We start from the raw sequence: 16,047 nt of genomic DNA on the forward strand, positions 1-16,047 counted from the left end.
AAACAGGTATACCGATGACGCATAATCAGGTGCTGGGAATCGATCTCGGGACAACGAACAGCGCGGTCAGCGTTTGGCTTGAGGGGCGGCCAGTGCTGGTTACGAATAAAATTGGTGAGGTTCTGACCCCTTCAGTCGTGGGTCTTGATGATGACGGCAATATCCTGACAGGCCGTCCTGCCCGGGATCGTTTACAAACTCACCCGCATCTCACGCAGGCGAGCTTTAAGCGTTTCATGGGGACAGACATCCAGCTTCCGCTTGGGCTAAGGCAATTTCGTGCGGAGGAGTTATCTGCTCTGCTGCTTCGCCAGTTGAAAGAGGATGCTGAAGCCTGGCTTGGCCAGGCTATATCCGATGCGATCATCACCGTTCCGGCTTATTTTAATGATGTACAACGACGGGCGGTAAAAAATGCTGCCAGCCTGGCCGGCCTGAATGCCATCCGCCTTTTAAACGAACCTACCGCAGCGTCTCTTGCTTTTGGGTTACTGGAAAACAGAGAACAAAAATATCTCACTTTCGATCTTGGCGGTGGGACATTCGATGTATCCATTATTGATATGTTTGAGGGCGTGGTGGAAGTCCGTGCCAGCAGCGGAGACGTACGCTTAGGTGGAGATGATTTTTCGGATGCCATTCTGCAATGGATGTTGCAACAACACCCGGCTCTAAAAGCAGCCCCCGATACGGTGAGGGCCGAGCTGCTGGCGAAAGCCGAAAGCATGAAACTGACGCTTAGCCAGCATGCACAGGCCGAGGTCACTCTATGCTGGAATGATACGGAGTGGCGATGGTTAATGAATGAAGAGCAATTTGCCCAGTGCTGCAAACCGCTTTTAAATCGGCTTCAACATCCTGTTCAGCAGGCGCTCGCTGATGCGCGTTTCTCAGTGCGCGATCTGGACCATATCCTTCTGGTGGGAGGGGCGACGCGCATGCCACTCGTCCGCCAGACTGTCGCGCGACTTTTTGGTCGCTTCCCACGTCACGATCTTCATCCCGACGAAGCCGTAGCCCTTGGTGCTGGCGTTCAGGCCGGTATGGTCATGTCTGATGTCGCCGTGGAGGATATCATTCTCACGGACGTGATGCCTTTTTCTCTGGGTGTTGAAGTTGCCAGGCGGAGTTCGGAGCGTCTTGAGACGGGATTTTTCCTGCCACTCATCGAACGAAATACCTTTCTACCCGTGAGTAAGATGGAGACAGTCAATACCGTTGAAGATAATCAACGCACTGTATTGCTGAAGATCTACCAGGGGGAGGCGCGCAAAGTTCGCGATAATATTTTTCTGGGTGAAATGATTATTGATGTCCCACCTGCACCGGCGGGAGAGGTCTCTCTGGATGTCCGCTTTACCTATACCCTCGATGGTTTGCTGGAAGTCGAATGTCAGTGTCAGGGAAACCCCGCCATCTCAAGACGGATTATTGAAAAAGTGCCGGGGCAGATGAGCGATGAACAAATTGCCGAGAGTCTGCAAAAGCTCGCCGCACTCAAAATCCACCCTCGCGATCGTAAGGAAAACGTCGCGCTGTTGGCTCGCTGTTCGCGACTCTATGAACGGCTGCTGGGGGACGAGCGAGCCTGCATTGACCGGCTTACAACAGAATTTGAGTGGGCTCTTGAGAGTCAGGAGCCGCAGCGGATTGAACTTTCTGCACGAGAGGTTGAACTTTTTCTCAATAGCTACGAAGGGGTCAGGTAGATGAGCATCTGGCAAACTCTTGATATTGCTCCTACAGAGGATGAATCGGAAATTCGGCGAGCCTACGCACGCCAGTTAAAAAAGAATCGTCCTGATACCGACCCCACTGGTTACCAACGCCTACGGGAAGCCTTTGACGATGCAAAACGCTTAGCAAAGGAAGGCAAAGAGAAGGATCCACAACGTGTTTTAGTCGATGAACCAGCGGCAATGGTTGATCGTCAGGAAGAAACTGATGAACGCGTGACCGTTTTCTTACCAGAGCGCGAAGCGTTATATACGGAACAGGAAATATCTGCTCTGGCTTATAAGCTCGTCAACGAAGAAATATCCGGCATTGCTTCTCTCAAGCATCTCTCCGCCCGCATTAACGGGCGAGGAAGTCTTGAACAACAACGGCTTTTCAGTCAACGTCTTGCCGCTGCACTGGCTGAACAGGCTGGATTAACTGAAGCGCAACTTGATATCGTGGCGGAAATGCTGAACTGGCGGATACATGATTACGACTTTAGCCATATCATCCCGCTTTACCTTCAACACGCCATTAATCATCAGATCCGCCAAACTGAAATCCTCCGAGCCTGGCAGAAAATGGAGGCGGAAGGGAAGCAGGGATCATGGCGGGAGAGGCTTGCTATTAAGCTGCTCAGAAGTGAACGACCGAACGTACCTTTTTGGATACGATTATTGCCGGGTTTGATTGAAACTATGGCAACACGATATCAATACGTACTGCAATCTTTTCCGGAAATCCTCCCCCGGCTCAATCCTTTTATTCTGCAGTTCCTGCAGAGAGCACGATTAGGCCTCACATCGGCGGGTCTTTTCTTATTGGCATTCTGGGGTTTTCTTTTCAGCGCTATTTTACCCTCCATTGGGGGTATTACCCTCGTCAGTACCATTACAATTGCAACGCTTATTTTCTACCTTTACGTCAGCGATATGGTGTTGATAAGCGCCCATTCCAGACCCAGATTGCTCAGCGCTTTTTTAGGCATTGAGTTCCTGCTTTCACTCATTATTATTCAGTGGTTCTTTGGCGGACTCTATTTTGCTGCTCTTTCGGCCATTACTACACCCGGTTTGGGGCCACCACTCCTGATGACGGCGATCTTTTTGCTGCTGTCGGCGATAGCCGTATGGGCAGTGTGGCCGAATCGAAAAGTACCGGCGATCCGCTTGCCCGGAATTATCATGAGCAGGCTCTTTTCCAGTCCATGGCGGATCCTTGAGGTGATGAATTTCGCCTGGTATAGCTTTATCTGGCTTTTCATTCATTACTTTATTTGTGCTGCGGTTATGGCGGCGCTGATTAATCAGTTTAGTGAGAGATGAATTAAATATGGCGCTCTAATAATAAAAGGTCACCCGGCTTAAGCCAGAGTGACCTTATTAAATTTTCAGCTATTTATTTCTTATCAGTGAACAGCTCCGGCGCCCACGGACGCGGATCCACCTCCATAAACGGCGCGCGCTCGAAGCGGTCCTTCAGCGCCCACGGCACCGTGCAGTCGAAGATGGTCTTGCAGGAGATGCCGTTTGCGCGAATTGAGGTGCTGTAATCCGGCGACTGGGACGGATCCAGCTGGTGGCCGCGGATCCCCGGAATATTGGTGATGCTGACATCGCCCTGCATGCGGGTGGTCATCGCCCACAGGATGTCGTCGCTGTCGAAAATATCCACGTCTTCGTCGACAAGAATGATGTTCTTCAGCTCCGAATAGGTGGCTAAGGCAATGAGCGCCGCCTGTCCCTGACGTCCTTCGTCTGACGGCTGGCGTTTTTTCACCTGCAGGATCCCGAGGAATTTACCGCCGCCCGCAGTATGCGCATAGACGTTTTGCAGGAAGCCCGGAATCGCCTCTTCAACGGCATTGCGGATGCTGGCTTCCGTCGGTAAACCGGCAAGGGTGGTATGCTCTTCTCCCGGTCCCACCAGCGTTTGCAGGATCGCGTGGTTTCGCATGGTCACGGCTTTCACTTTGATCACGGGCAGGGACGGGTTCGCCTCGCCGCAGTAGCCCGGGAACTCCGGCATCGCGTGGCTGGTGTTAGTGTGCTGATCTTCTCTTACGCGCACGCCCGGAAGCAGTTCGCCCTCGATGATGATTTCCGCCCGCGCGATCGCTTTCTCTTTTACCGCCACGCCCTGCACCAGTTCGACCGGCTGCTGGCGCAGCGCCCCGGCGATGCCCAGCTCGTTGTAGCCAAACGGCGTGGTGGGCGCCTCAAAGCACGCGCCGATATAGATGGCAGGATCGAGCCCCATATTGATCGTCACCGGCAGCGGTTTTCCGGCCTCTTCCGCCTTTTTGCGGAAGACTTCGATATGCCGACCGGCGGCAAGGAACATGGAAAGCTCGTCGCGCTCCTGAACGCAGAGGCGGTGGATGGTGACATCCGTCAGCGAGCTGTCTTCCGGATCGCTTGCCAGCACCAGCCCCAGACAGAAGAACGGGCCCGCATCAATCGGCGTGTTTGTGGGGGCCGGAAGCAGCTTCCGCAGGTCGAAGTCAGGGTCGTCTGCGTAGAAAACCTGTTCCTGGCAGGGCGCCTGCGAGGCCGGAACCACAACCGGCGCAACCGGCTTTTTCACCGCCTGGCCGACGTGTTTTGCGAGTTCAGAGGGCTCGCAGCCCAGAAGGAGCGCCGCGCGCTCGCGGCTGGCGTGCATGCCCACCAGGATGCGGGAGCCCGGATAGCCCTTCACGCTGTTGAACATCATGGCCGGGCCCGTACGGGTTGGACGTTTTACCGTGCCGCCCGCGCCGATATGGCGGTAGACTCCCGCCAGCTCCGCGTTGGGATCGACCGGATGATCGGTTTCAAGATACTGCCCTTCGTGGCGCTGAAGCAGGGCGATGGCGCTGCGGAGATCGTTGATCGGGTTTTCCATAATTTCCTCCCTCGTTTTGAATACCTCCATTTTTATGGCAATGACCAATAGCATCAATTGCATCATTACTGCTAAATTGATAAGTAAACTCATATCAAAAAAGGAAGCGTTCCGTGCAGTTTCGTCAGATGCGCCATTTCATCGTGGTGGCCGAAGAGCTCCACATGCACCGGGCCGCTGAGCGTCTGAACATGGCGCAACCGGCCCTGAGCCAGCAGATAAAGGCGCTGGAAGAACGTTTAGGCGTCACGCTCTTTAGCCGGGCGAACCGCCGCTTAACCCTGACGCCCGCGGGTGAAGCGTTTCTGGTGAAAGCCAGGCTCGCCATCTCCCTGACCGAGCAGGCGGTTCTGGACGCCAGGCAAACGGCACGGGGCGAGCAGGGGGTATTAAACCTGGGGTGCGTGTCGAGCGCGATGTTCGACGGCAGGCTGCCCGCCGCGCTGCGCCAGATGCATACGCGCTGGCCGGCCATTACCATGTCGCTGGTGACGGGAAACGTGCAGACGCTCTACGCGGCCGTGCAGAGCAACCAGCTCGATGTGGCTATTATCCGGGCGCCGCTGCCGTCGCTGCCTGACGATCTGCAAAGCCGCCCGTTCACGTCAGAGAAAACGGTCCTGGCGCTGTATCGTCAGCACCCGCTGGCGGGATCTTCCGCGCTGACGCTTTCGTCAGTGAAGGACGAAAAATGGATCTCCCTGCGCGACCCGGAGGGAATGGGGCTGGAACAGTACTTTTATGACGCCTGCAGCGGGGCGGGCTTTCAGCCGGACGTGGTGCAAAACGCGACCGACGTGCCCACTGTGATAAGCCTGGTCTCGGCGGGGTTTGGGCTGGCGCTGCTGCCCGCCTCGGCAAAGGCGGTGAGCGTTGAGAACGTGGTGTACGTGGACATCCTCGACCGACTCCGTGAAAGCGAACTGACGCTGGTTTGCCACCGGATTATTCGCTCAGAAGTGCTTAAAAAATTCCTGATTACCCTCGATCATACCTGACGCCCGGCGGCCTGCAACAGCTGCTCGCGCAGCCAGGCATTTGCCGGATCCTGGCTGTTTTTCGGGTGCCAGTACATGTAGATGGTAATCGGCTGGAGCGGGAGCGGCGGCGCAAAGAGATCCAGCGTGCCGGCAAACTGTTTCAGCATCCGTTCCGGCAGGGTGCACACCAGGTCGGTACCGGCAACAAGCGCAGGCGCCATGGCGTAGCTCTGCGTGGACATCGCGACGTGCCGCTGGTAGCCCAGCCCGGCCAGGGTTTGATCGACAAAGCCGGTAAACGGATCTCCCGCCGATGACACCACCAGATGAGAAAGCGCGCAGTAGCTTTCCAGGTCTAACGCTCCGGTCCCGCGCGGATGGCCTTTGCGCTGGGCGGTGGCAAACGCATCGTCGAGCAGTTTGCGCCTCACCCAGCCGTCATGGGCACCCGCGCTCACGCCGATGTAGATATCCACATCACCGTTTTCCAGCTGCTGCGGCAGTTCGGACATCTGTGGCAGGGCGAAGCGCAGGCGAATACCTGGAGCTTCGGTACCCACCTGGTTAAGCAGCCCTGTGCCCAGCATCAGCGCCGGGTTTTCGTGCAGCGCGATAACAAAGGTTCGGGTGCTGGTCTGGGCATCAAACGTGGTGGGAGAAAACATCGCGCTGATGCCGCGCAGCACGCTCTCCACCTGCGGCTTAAGCGCTTCCGCTCGCGGCGTCGGTAGCACCCCACGTCCATGTGGGGAGGGAATAAACAGCGGTTCGCCAAACAGCGTTCGCAGACGCGCCAGACGAGCGGACAGCGCGGGCTGGCTGATGCCCAGCCGCGCGGCCGCATGGGTGATATTCCTGTCCTGAAGCAGGGCGTCCAGGGTCAGGATCAGGTCGATGTCCATGTCAGAGACGGGCGTCATTTTATTTCGCGCTGCCGGCGTCCCGGTTGGTATAGTTCACAGGAACCCAGGCATAGCCGCCGTTTTCGCCTTTGGTGACGTACCCGATACCCGGGAACGGCAGATGTGGCGCGGCAACCAGGTCTTTATTTTTCACAAAGTCCGCAAACGCGTGTTCGCGCACGCCTGCCGCTTTGTTCTGATCTTCATCGTAGGTAATGGTCACGTCAGGCTGCGGGAACTGTACCGCCGCGGCATGAATGATGTCGCCGACAAAGGTGATCTTCTCGCCTTTGCTTGTCAGCGTGTAGAAGGCTGAACCCGGCGTATGGCCGGGATGAACCGTGCCGGTCAGCCCCGGGAGAATCTCAGATGTGCCGCTAAACGGCACCACTTTCCCGGCGTCAAGATAGGGTTTTAAGGTCTTCTGCGCGACGTCAAAGTAGTTCTTGCCGTAGCCGGTTTTTTTCTGATTCTCGTCGTTAAAGAAAAAGTCGACGTCCGGTTTGCCAACGAAAACGCGCGCGTTGCTGAACACCACCTTGCCGTCTTTCACCAGGCCGCCCGCGTGATCGGAGTGGGCGTGGGTCAGCAGGACTTCAGTAATGTCCTCGGGTTTAATCCCCTGGGTGGCGAGGCTCTCAATCAGACGTCCGCCGTTGCCGGGGCCAAAGAGCTGGCCTGAGCCCGTATCGACCAGGATTTTATGTCCAGGCATCGCAATCAGGAACGCGTTGATGGATACTTCAGGCGGGTTGGTCTGGAAATTTTTCGCGAGCAGCGCATCGATTTTTTGCGGCGTTGTCCGGCGCAGCAGCTTGTGCAGATCCTGCGCGACGGTCCCGTCGGTAAACGAGGTGACCAGAACGTCGCCGACCTGAACGCTGTATCCGCCCGCCGGTTGTTTAACGACGTGCTGGGGCGTATCTGCCGACGCCTGAAGCGCAGGGTAGAAAAGCAATGAACTGGAAATCAGCGTAGAAAGAGCAAGTTTTTTCACGGTAAGCATACGAGTCTCCTTTGAAAGCGCTCATCTTACTTCTTCGTAAAATTATAAGAACCTGCCCAGAAATGATAGGACCTATAAACGCAGTGGATAGCACAGCGCAGAAGCCGGGTGGCGATGCTGCCTTTCCCGGCTCGTAACACGTTATTTTTTCAGCGGCGCGTTCCAGCTGTCCGGCGTGGCTTTGGACCAGGAGCCATAAGCGGCATTAGGCAGCACAATCCAGTCGTTTCCGAAGTGTTCCGCGCTGGCTTCAACCAGCTCACGCTGCTGCTCGCTCGGCTTTTTATTTTTAAACTGCACGGCGAAATCCGGCAGGCTGTCGCCAAACAGCATCACGATCTGCTGCTTTTTGAGGATGTTCTGGCGACGCTCTTCCTTGCTGACCGTGTCCAGAAGCACGCTTTCATCGGACACCTGCGGAAGTCCCAGGGCTTTTAACGTCCTGAGCGTATCGGCTTTATTTTCCTGCATACGGTCCGAAACATAATAGATACGGACCTTGCTTTGATTCACATGGTCAAGAAACGCCTTCGCGCCCGGAATTAAGCCGGGTTTTCCCTGTTTTTCCCAGTCGCTCCAGGTGTCCCATTTTGTATAGTCGTGACACTGCTCGGTGTCGCGCACCAGCAGAGGGGTGTTATCCAGCACAGTTTCATCCAGGTCCATTACCACGGCGTAATTTTCAGGCGTTTTCAGCTCTTTTAACTTTTCGTTGAAACGCTCGGTGGCAAACCGATACGTCTGCAGCTGAAGGGCCACGATCTCTGCCGATTTCTGCTGATAGCGCAGCGCCATTTCGTACGCTTTGGGTTCACACAGCTCGCCCCCGGCGGCCGTCGCCGCCGCCGTTGCACTCAAAACAGGTAATGCCAGCAGTAATGCCTTAGCCATTGAATTCACACTTTTTTCCTCAACACCCTGGTTAAAATCCCGAAAGCGTAATGAAATTCAATGACAGAAATATGAAGGCCGCGCCGCTAGACCAGCATGTAATACCAGAACAGGGCGACTTCGTCTTTTTCCGGTAAGGCGTTGTAGAGATAACGATCGTATCCGCCCAGGGTAAACCCGTAGTTGCGGTAAAACAGACAGGCCGAGACGTTCACATTTTGTGTTTCAAGCCGTAATCCCGGCGCGTTTACGCTGCGGGCCCAGACGTGCGCGGCGGCCATTAATTTTTGCGCGGCGCCGGTTCTGCGTTTCGTGCGCTCCACGGCAATGTAATCCACCGAGATAAACTTATTCCAGCCGATTGACGCGGTAATAAATCCCGCAATTTCACCGTCATCCGTTTCGGCAATAAGAAATATGGCGTCCGGATTAACGCAGTGGTTTTCAAGGGTTTGGATATCGAGCTCGTAGGTTTTAATCCAGGGCACGGCGACGGCTTCGATATGCAAATCGCAGTGGATAAAGGGCTCTCGCGCAATGTGGCTAATGGTGAAAGAAAAGTCACAGCATTCAAGGCGAGCGAGGTCGGTATTGAGTCCTTTTCGAATCTGCATAGTCTTCCCGGTAGTGAGTTATTTCATAAAGAATAGACGAAGCGGTTAAATTCGCTGGCCTAACACACTTTTAATCCTGAACTAAGCTTGTACTTCGTTCCGCGTAAAATGTGGGTCATTCGAGGACAATGAATGGAATTCAGGACATTTCAAAAGCAGTGGGGTGCTGAGTTTATTTCCGATGACGTTGTACGTTTTCGCGTCTGGGCAGAAGGACAGAAAGAACTTACGCTACGTCTGGCCGCCGCCGACGTGCCGATGACGGCAGCTGGCGACGGCTGGTTTCAGGCAGACGTACCCGGCGTCACGCACGGTGCAGAATATCAATTTGTTCTGCAGGACGGCATGACGGTGCCCGATCCCGCCTCGCGCGCGCAAAAAGGCGACGTTAACGGCCCCTCCATCGTTATCGATCCCCAACGCTATCAGCCGGTCAACCGGGACTGGGCAGGGCGGCCGTGGGAAGATACGGTTATCTACGAGCTGCACATCGGCACGTTTACCCCGGAGGGCACCTTCCGGGCCGCCATCGACAAGCTACCGTATCTGGCAGAGCTTGGTATTACCCAGCTTGAAGTGATGCCCGTCTCTCAGTGTGGCGGAACCCGCGGCTGGGGGTATGACGGCGTGCTGCTGTACGCCCCGCACTCTGCCTACGGTACGCCGGAGGATTTCCACGCGTTTATCGACGCCGCGCACGGGCTGGGACTCTCCGTGGTGCTGGATATCGTGCTTAACCACTTCGGCCCGGAGGGGAACTATCTGCCGCTGCTGTCGCCCGCGTTTTTTGATGCACAGCGGATGACGCCGTGGGGCAACGGCATCGCTTACGAACGCGAGCCGGTAAGGCAGTACATTACCGATGCGCCCCTCTACTGGCTGACGGAGTACCGTCTGGACGGCCTGCGCTTCGATGCCATCGACCAGATTAAAGACGCCTCGGAGACGCACATTCTGGAGGAGATTGCCGCAAAAATCCGCGACGCGATCCCGCACCGTCACGTTCACCTGACCACGGAAGACAGCCGCAACGTGATTTTCCTGCATCCGCGCGATGAACAGGGCAATACGCCGCTGTTCACCGCCGAGTGGAATGATGACTTCCACAACGCTGCCCACGTGTTTGCCACCGGCGAGACCCACGCGTACTACCAGGATTTTGCCTTTGAGCCGGAGAAAAAGTTCGCCCGGGCGCTGGCGGAAGGCTTTGTCTACCAGGGCGAGATTTCGCTGCAAACCGGCGAATCCCGCGGGGTGGAGTGCCAGACGCAGCCGCCGCAGTTCTTCGTCGATTTTATTCAGAACCACGATCAGACCGGGAATCGCGCCCAGGGCGAACGGCTTATCACCCTGGCCGGTGTCGACAAGACGCGGGTGCTGCTTGCCGCGCTGCTGCTTTCCCCCCATATCCCGCTGCTGTTTATGGGCGAGGAGTTTGGTGAAACGCACCCGTTCCTGTTCTTCACCGATTTTCACGGCGATCTGGCAAAGGCGGTGCGGGAAGGGCGCGCAAAAGAGTTTACCGGCCATGCCGGGCACGATGAAACCGTCCCGGATCCGAACGACCTGAGCACGTTTATCCGTTCAAAACTCGACTGGAATAAGATTGCCACCGACGAAGGCAAAACGTGGCTGCGCTTCACGCGCCACCTGCTGACGCTGCGTCATCGCCATATCGTTCCGCTTCTGCGTCATGGCGGCGCCGTTGAGGGCAAAGTAATCAAGACCGCGCCCGGCATGGTGGCGGTGAGCTGGCATTTCCCGTCGGGGACGCTCTCTCTGGCGCTGAATATCGGTAGTAAGCCCGTCGCGCTGCCCGATCTCGCGGGTGAGACGCGCTTTGCCTGGCCGGAAGTCACTGACGTTTTACCGCCGAACGGTATTGTCGTTCGCTTTGCTGATGGAGAAGCATCGTTATGATCCCTTCCGCCACGTACCGTATTCAGTTCCGTAATGGCATGACCTTCGACCGCGTTGCGGCGCTGGTGCCTTACCTGAAAGATCTCGGCATCAGCCATCTCTACGCATCGCCCGTTTTTACCGCCACAGCGGGTTCCACCCACGGCTATGACGTGACCAACCCGAATGAAATTGACCCCGCGATCGGCGGACGAGACGGTTTCGACCGCATATCGGCAGCGCTTAAGCAGGCCGGCATGGGGCTGATTCTGGATATTGTCCCGAACCATATGTCCACCTCGCTGGAAAATGCCTGGTGGCGGGACGTGATTGAATACGGCCAGCAGAGCCGCTATTTCCGCTATTTCGATATCGACGGGTCGCGCCCGCTGACGCTGCCGTTCCTCGGCGACACCTTTGAGGCGGAGCTGGAGAAGGGTGCGATCGCCCTTAAACGTGACCCTGTCACGAACAAGGTCGCGCTGGTTTACTACGACGCCGAGTATCCGCTCAACCCCGGCACGTACAGCGAGGATAAGAGCATCGCTGAGCTGCATGAAGCGCAAAGCTGGCGGCTGATGTCCTGGCGGGAAGCGCCGAAGCAGCTCTCGTGGCGGCGCTTCTTCGAGATCACCGGGCTGGTCGGCGTTCGGGTTGAAGACGACGCGGTTTTCGACGATTCGCACCGGCTGATCCTGGAGCTGGTTCACGCGGGCGTGGTGGACGGCCTGCGCATCGACCACGTCGACGGCCTGGCCGATCCGCTGGGGTATCTGCAGCGCCTGCGGGAGAAAACCGGGCCCGACTGCTACATCACGGTTGAAAAAATCCTCGCGAAGGGAGAACAGCTCCCCGCCGACTGGCCGGTATCCGGCACCACCGGCTACGAGTTTATCGCCTCGCTGGCGGAAGTGCTGGTCGACGACGATAACCTGTCGCGCCTGGAGACCATCCACGACGAAACGCTGGGGATAACGGTCGATCGCCACGCGGAACTGCGCGATGCCAAGGGCCTGATGACCGATCGCAATTTTGAGGGTGAATTCACCACGCTGCTTAACCTTGCTGAGGATCTGGCCCGCCGCAATGAGGTTGCGCTACCGCGCGAGGAGATCCGCCACGCGCTACGCGAGCTGCTTATCGCCTTTCCGGTCTACCGCACCTACGGCACCCGGGAGGGATTAACCCCGTCGGACGTGGCGCTGCTTAACCGCGTGGTCGCCGGCGTGGAGACGTCTGAAGCGGCGCTGAGCCTGATTGTGCGCATTCTTACCGGCGATCTGCCGGAAGATTGCCGCGAGTCCGCCGCGCTGTTCAGAACCCGCTTCCAGCAGCTTACCGGGCCGCTGATGGCGAAGTCCGTTGAAGACACGCTGTTCTTCCGCCACAACCTCGAGCTGGCGCTCAATGAAGTGGGCGCCGACCCGACGCCGCGCGCGTTTTCATTATCCCGCTTCCACCAGGAGATGCGCATTCGTCTGGCCCGTCAGCCCGACGCGCTGCTGGGCACCTCCACGCACGATACCAAGCGCGGGGAAGACGCCCGGGCGCGTCTCTACACCCTGACGGAAGCGCCGGAACGCTGGGGGGAAAATCTGGCCCGCTGGCGACAGATGAACCAGACTCAGGTGCGTTTTCTCAATGACGGTACCGCGCCGAACGCCGCCGATACCTGGATGATCTATCAGGCGCTGGCGGGCGTCTGGCCCGCCACGCAGTCACCGGAAGACGCCGAAGGGCTTAAAGCACTCGACGCGCGATTCATCGGCTTCCTCGAGAAAGCGCTGCGCGAGGCAAAACAGCGCACCGACTGGATCGACAGCAACGAGAGCTATGAGAGCGTGGTGCTGAGCTACGCGCGGCATCTGCTTTCGCCGGACAACGCGCTGTTCCTGCAGGATTTTAGCGCGGCGATGCAGCCCTTTATCCGGGCCGGGCTGATGAACAGCCTCAGCCAGACGGTAATCAAGCTGACGGCTCCCGGCGTGCCGGATATCTATCAGGGCAGCGAAGCGCTTAATTTTAGCCTCGTTGACCCGGATAACCGACGGGAGCCGGACTTCAACGCGCTGGTGCACAACCTCAGCGCGGCGGATGCCACGGTGTTTGATAACCCGGCCTGCTGGCGAGACGGGCGCGTTAAGCAGTTCGTCACCGCCACGCTGCTGCGGCTGCGTCCGCACTACGACGCGCTTTTCCGCTACGGCGACTGGCTGCCGCTTAAGGTCTCCGGCGAGCGCGAGGAGAACCTGATTGTCTATGCCCGCGTTAAGGACGAGGAGGCGCTGATTGTCGCCGTTCCGCGTCTGGTTTTTGATGTCACCGATAATCATCAGCTGTGGGTCAATACCACGGTGGCGATACCCGAGGAGCTGACGGGGAAACGCTATCGGGATCTGTTCAGCGGTGAGAGCCGCATTCTGCAAGAGACGCTGGATTTAACGTCAAAAAAGGGATGTGTACTGGTTCTGCTTACCTGCGAATAATCGTGGAGAACGAAAATGGCAAAGGATACTACGTTTGAAATTCGGGCCGGTCATGGCCAGCAGTTGGGGGCGAATTATGACGGGAAGGGCGTCAACTTCGCGCTGTTCTCCGCTCACGCCGAGCGGGTGGAGCTCTGTCTGTTTGACCCGTCCGGGAAAAACGAAATCGCCCGGCTGGAGCTGCCGGAATATACCCATGAGGTCTGGCACGGCTATGTGCCGGACCTGAAGCCCGGCGCGCTGTACGGCTATCGCGTCTACGGCCCTTACGATCCGGAAAACGGTCACCGCTTTAACCCGCACAAGCTGCTTATCGACCCTTACGCCCGAGAACTGGTGGGCGATATCGACTGGAACGACGCCCATTTCGGCTATGAACTGGGGCATGATGAACTGGATCTCAGTTTTGATACGCGCGACAGCGCGCCGTTCACGCCGAAATGCAAGGTCATCGACCCGAACGCCTTTGACTGGCAGGACAACAGCCGGCCAAACGTGCCCTGGCCGCATACCGTCGTCTATGAGAGCCACGTGAAGGGCTTTACCCAGATGAACCCGGCCATCCCGCAGGAGCTGCGCGGCACGTTTGAGGGGATGGGACACAAAGCCTCGGTCGACTACATCAAGAGTCTTGGCATCACCTCGGTGGAGCTTCTGCCGGTTCACTGGTTCCCGGACGACCAGCATCTGCTCGATCGCGGCCTGAAGAACTTCTGGGGCTATAACACCCTCGGCTTTTTTGCTCCGGCGTCGCGCTACTACGGCCCGGCGGGGATCCAGGGCTTTCGCGACATGGTGCGCGCGTATCACGATGCGGGCATCGAGGTGATTCTGGACGTGGTATACAACCATACGGCGGAAGGAAATGAGCTTGGCCCGACGCTTTCGTTTAAGGGGATTGATAACTACAGCTATTACCGCACCCTGCCGGACCAGCACCGGTACTACATCAACGACACCGGGACGGGAAACACGGTCAACACCTCGCACCCACGCGTGCTGCAGATGGTGATGGATTCGCTGCGCTACTGGGCGGAATCGATGCATATTGACGGTTTTCGTTTCGACCTGGGGACGATACTGGGCCGCGAGCCGGAAGGATTTGACCCGCGCGGCGGTTTCTTCGACGCCATGACTCAGGATCCGGTGTTATCAAGACTTAAGCTGATTGGTGAACCCTGGGACATCGGTCCCGGCGGGTATCAGGTCGGCGGTTTCCCGCCGGGCTGGGGTGAGTGGAACGACAAATACCGCGATACCGTACGCGAGTACTGGAAGGGCGATAACGTCTCCAACGACTTTGCCGCACGGCTGCTGGGATCCGGGGATCTGTACGATCTGCGCGGGCGTCGTCCGTGGGCCAGCGTCAACTTCATCACCGCTCACGACGGCTTTACGCTGAATGACCTGGTGTCGTACAACGAGAAGCACAACGCCGACAACGGCGAGGACAATAACGACGGGCATAACGATAATCGCTCGTACAACTATGGCGAAGAAGGGCCGACGGAGAACCCGGATATTATTGCCACCCGCGAGCGGCAGAAGCGTAATTTCCTGACCACGCTGCTGTTTTCCCACGGCACGCCGATGCTGCTGGCGGGGGACGAGTTTGGCCGCACGCAGAAGGGCAACAACAACGGCTACTGTCAGGACAGCGAAATCTCGTGGATCGACTGGAACGGGATAACCGAAAACGACGCTGCGCTGCGCGAGTTTACCCGACGGCTCATTGACCTTCGCGCGCAACAGCCGCTGCTGCGCCGTGAAAGCTGGCGCGACGGGCTGGAGATCCGCTGGTTCAATGCCGGCGGCGGCCCGCAGCAGGCCGAGCAGTGGGATGAAGGCTCGACGCTCGGCGTCTCCATCAGCAGGCCGGATCTCAGGCAGGAGGACGGCATCTGGCACGACGTGCTGATGCTGTTCAACCCGTTTGAAGGGACCGTGCCGTTCCAGATCCCGCAGTTTGGCGAAGGGGGATGGGTGCTGGAGCTGTCTACGGCAGAGGACGCTGCCACCGGGACAGCGTTCACCGAAACCGTAGAGTACGAACTGGCCGGACGCAGTATTACTCTCTTCAGACGTCCTTAGCTCTAGAGTGATGCCGCCGCGCGGGCGGCGGTGTCATACAGGGAGGAGATCGTGCGTAACAGCTGCGCGGTTTCGCCAATCGACTTCCCGGCAATGCCGCTCTCCGCGTGGATTGCGATCAGACACGCCTCCCGCACGTCCCGGTACTTCATACACAACGCTTTCCCTTCCTCGGTAGTCGAGAAAAAGAGCTCTTTGCCCGCTTTCTCGCTCGTCACGTAGCCCGCTTTGACCAGCTTTTTCAGGGCGTAGGTCACCACGTGGGTATCTTCCACGTTAAGAACGAAACAGATATCGGCCAGCTTTTTCTTGCGGTCGCGGTGGTTTACGTGATGCAGCAGCGAGACGTCAAATGCGCCCATATCGGGCTCGCCGGCTGCGGTCATGCAGCGCACCATCCATTTATTGAACGCGTTGCTGGTCATGATCAGCGCGTACTCCAGCTCTGACAGTTCCGCGCAGCGCTCGGACACCAGGTGGCGGGACGAGACGATTCGGCCGTCGTTGATATCGTCGTGAGGGGGGGTAGCACTCTTTTCCGAGGTCATAACGTTCCTTAGCCAGAAATGTAAA

The 16,047-nt window shown here is 57.5% G+C and carries 12 protein-coding genes; 6 read left to right on the top strand and 6 right to left on the bottom strand.

The annotated features are described in order from the left end of the window. The first annotated feature begins 14 nt into the window (after window positions 1-14). Together UR289_RS13790 and UR289_RS13795 are read left to right on the top strand one after the other, a co-directional pair. Window positions 15-1,709 (top strand): molecular chaperone HscC, encoded by a 1,695-nt coding sequence (locus tag UR289_RS13790; RefSeq protein ID WP_320710506.1) that lies wholly within the window; start codon window positions 15-17, stop codon window positions 1,707-1,709. Continuing rightward, a complete protein-coding gene (locus tag UR289_RS13795) occupies window positions 1,710-3,044 on the top strand; it encodes a J domain-containing protein (protein WP_262769911.1) in 1,335 nt (444 codons plus the stop codon). It begins immediately after the preceding gene. Between the two features lie 73 nt (window positions 3,045-3,117). Here the strand turns inward: UR289_RS13795 and UR289_RS13800 are convergent, their stop codons facing one another. Continuing rightward, window positions 3,118-4,605 carry a UbiD family decarboxylase gene (locus UR289_RS13800; protein WP_320710510.1) on the bottom strand — a complete coding sequence of 496 codons (1,488 nt, stop codon included), beginning with the start codon at window positions 4,603-4,605 and terminating at the stop codon, window positions 3,118-3,120. A 113-nt stretch (window positions 4,606-4,718) separates the two neighbouring features. Here UR289_RS13800 and UR289_RS13805 point away from each other — a divergent pair, with 113 nt between their 5' ends. Next, window positions 4,719-5,603 carry a LysR substrate-binding domain-containing protein gene (locus UR289_RS13805; protein WP_033145589.1) on the top strand — a complete coding sequence of 295 codons (885 nt, stop codon included), beginning with the start codon at window positions 4,719-4,721 and terminating at the stop codon, window positions 5,601-5,603. On the opposite strand, the gene UR289_RS13810 is transcribed toward UR289_RS13805, so the two are convergent. The 4 genes from UR289_RS13810 to UR289_RS13825 all read right to left on the bottom strand — a co-directional run bounded on the left by UR289_RS13810 (window position 5,594) and on the right by UR289_RS13825 (window position 8,998). Beyond that, window positions 5,594-6,505, bottom strand: coding sequence for a LysR family transcriptional regulator (locus UR289_RS13810; protein ID WP_033145588.1), 912 nt, complete (start codon window positions 6,503-6,505; stop codon window positions 5,594-5,596). The genes UR289_RS13805 and UR289_RS13810 overlap by 10 nt on opposite strands. A gap of 1 nt (window position 6,506) precedes the next feature. Next, window positions 6,507-7,493 (bottom strand): MBL fold metallo-hydrolase, encoded by a 987-nt coding sequence (locus tag UR289_RS13815; RefSeq protein ID WP_320710514.1) that lies wholly within the window; start codon window positions 7,491-7,493, stop codon window positions 6,507-6,509. Between the two features lie 141 nt (window positions 7,494-7,634). After that, a complete protein-coding gene (locus UR289_RS13820) occupies window positions 7,635-8,384 on the bottom strand; it encodes a 5'-nucleotidase, lipoprotein e(P4) family (RefSeq protein ID WP_414146681.1) in 750 nt (249 codons plus the stop codon). Window positions 8,385-8,470: 86 nt separating this feature from the next. Further along, window positions 8,471-8,998, bottom strand: coding sequence for a GNAT family N-acetyltransferase (locus UR289_RS13825; protein WP_033145585.1), 528 nt, complete (start codon window positions 8,996-8,998; stop codon window positions 8,471-8,473). Window positions 8,999-9,130: 132 nt separating this feature from the next. Between UR289_RS13825 and treZ the strand changes: the two genes are divergently transcribed. Genes treZ through glgX form a run of 3 tightly spaced genes read left to right on the top strand, consistent with a single transcriptional unit; the run spans window position 9,131 to window position 15,474 of the window. Continuing rightward, window positions 9,131-10,918: a malto-oligosyltrehalose trehalohydrolase gene (treZ, locus tag UR289_RS13830; RefSeq protein ID WP_320710516.1), complete on the top strand. Its 1,788-nt coding sequence runs from the start codon at window positions 9,131-9,133 to the stop codon at window positions 10,916-10,918. After that, on the top strand, window positions 10,915-13,383 hold the full coding sequence (treY, locus tag UR289_RS13835; protein WP_320710518.1) for a malto-oligosyltrehalose synthase: 2,469 nt from the start codon (window positions 10,915-10,917) through the stop codon (window positions 13,381-13,383). The genes treZ and treY overlap by 4 nt, the downstream gene beginning before the upstream one ends. A gap of 15 nt (window positions 13,384-13,398) precedes the next feature. Then, entirely contained in the window at window positions 13,399-15,474 is a 2,076-nt protein-coding gene (gene glgX, locus UR289_RS13840; protein ID WP_087822603.1) for a glycogen debranching protein GlgX, read from the top strand. A 2-nt stretch (window positions 15,475-15,476) separates the two neighbouring features. On the opposite strand, the gene UR289_RS13845 is transcribed toward glgX, so the two are convergent. Continuing rightward, window positions 15,477-16,022 (bottom strand): winged helix DNA-binding protein, encoded by a 546-nt coding sequence (locus UR289_RS13845; protein ID WP_039262429.1) that lies wholly within the window; start codon window positions 16,020-16,022, stop codon window positions 15,477-15,479. Between the last annotated feature and the right edge of the window lie 25 nt (window positions 16,023-16,047).

Origin of the sequence: Enterobacter sp. 302C9 (assembly GCF_034106085.1) — a bacterium.
Taxonomy (GTDB): Bacteria; Pseudomonadota; Gammaproteobacteria; order Enterobacterales; family Enterobacteriaceae; genus Enterobacter; species Enterobacter asburiae_B.

Coding starts and splice junctions, on each gene's coding strand:
- UR289_RS13845 (WP_039262429.1), bottom strand. CDS start 16,022: ATGACCTCGGAAAAGAGTGCTACCCCCCCTCACGACGATATCAACGAC.
- UR289_RS13790 (WP_320710506.1), top strand. CDS start 15: ATGACGCATAATCAGGTGCTGGGAATCGATCTCGGGACAACGAACAGC.
- UR289_RS13820 (WP_414146681.1), bottom strand. CDS start 8,384: ATGGCTAAGGCATTACTGCTGGCATTACCTGTTTTGAGTGCAACGGCG.
- UR289_RS13815 (WP_320710514.1), bottom strand. CDS start 7,493: ATGCTTACCGTGAAAAAACTTGCTCTTTCTACGCTGATTTCCAGTTCA.
- glgX (WP_087822603.1), top strand. CDS start 13,399: ATGGCAAAGGATACTACGTTTGAAATTCGGGCCGGTCATGGCCAGCAG.
- UR289_RS13795 (WP_262769911.1), top strand. CDS start 1,710: ATGAGCATCTGGCAAACTCTTGATATTGCTCCTACAGAGGATGAATCG.
- UR289_RS13800 (WP_320710510.1), bottom strand. CDS start 4,605: ATGGAAAACCCGATCAACGATCTCCGCAGCGCCATCGCCCTGCTTCAG.
- treZ (WP_320710516.1), top strand. CDS start 9,131: ATGGAATTCAGGACATTTCAAAAGCAGTGGGGTGCTGAGTTTATTTCC.
- UR289_RS13810 (WP_033145588.1), bottom strand. CDS start 6,505: ATGACGCCCGTCTCTGACATGGACATCGACCTGATCCTGACCCTGGAC.
- UR289_RS13825 (WP_033145585.1), bottom strand. CDS start 8,998: ATGCAGATTCGAAAAGGACTCAATACCGACCTCGCTCGCCTTGAATGC.
- treY (WP_320710518.1), top strand. CDS start 10,915: ATGATCCCTTCCGCCACGTACCGTATTCAGTTCCGTAATGGCATGACC.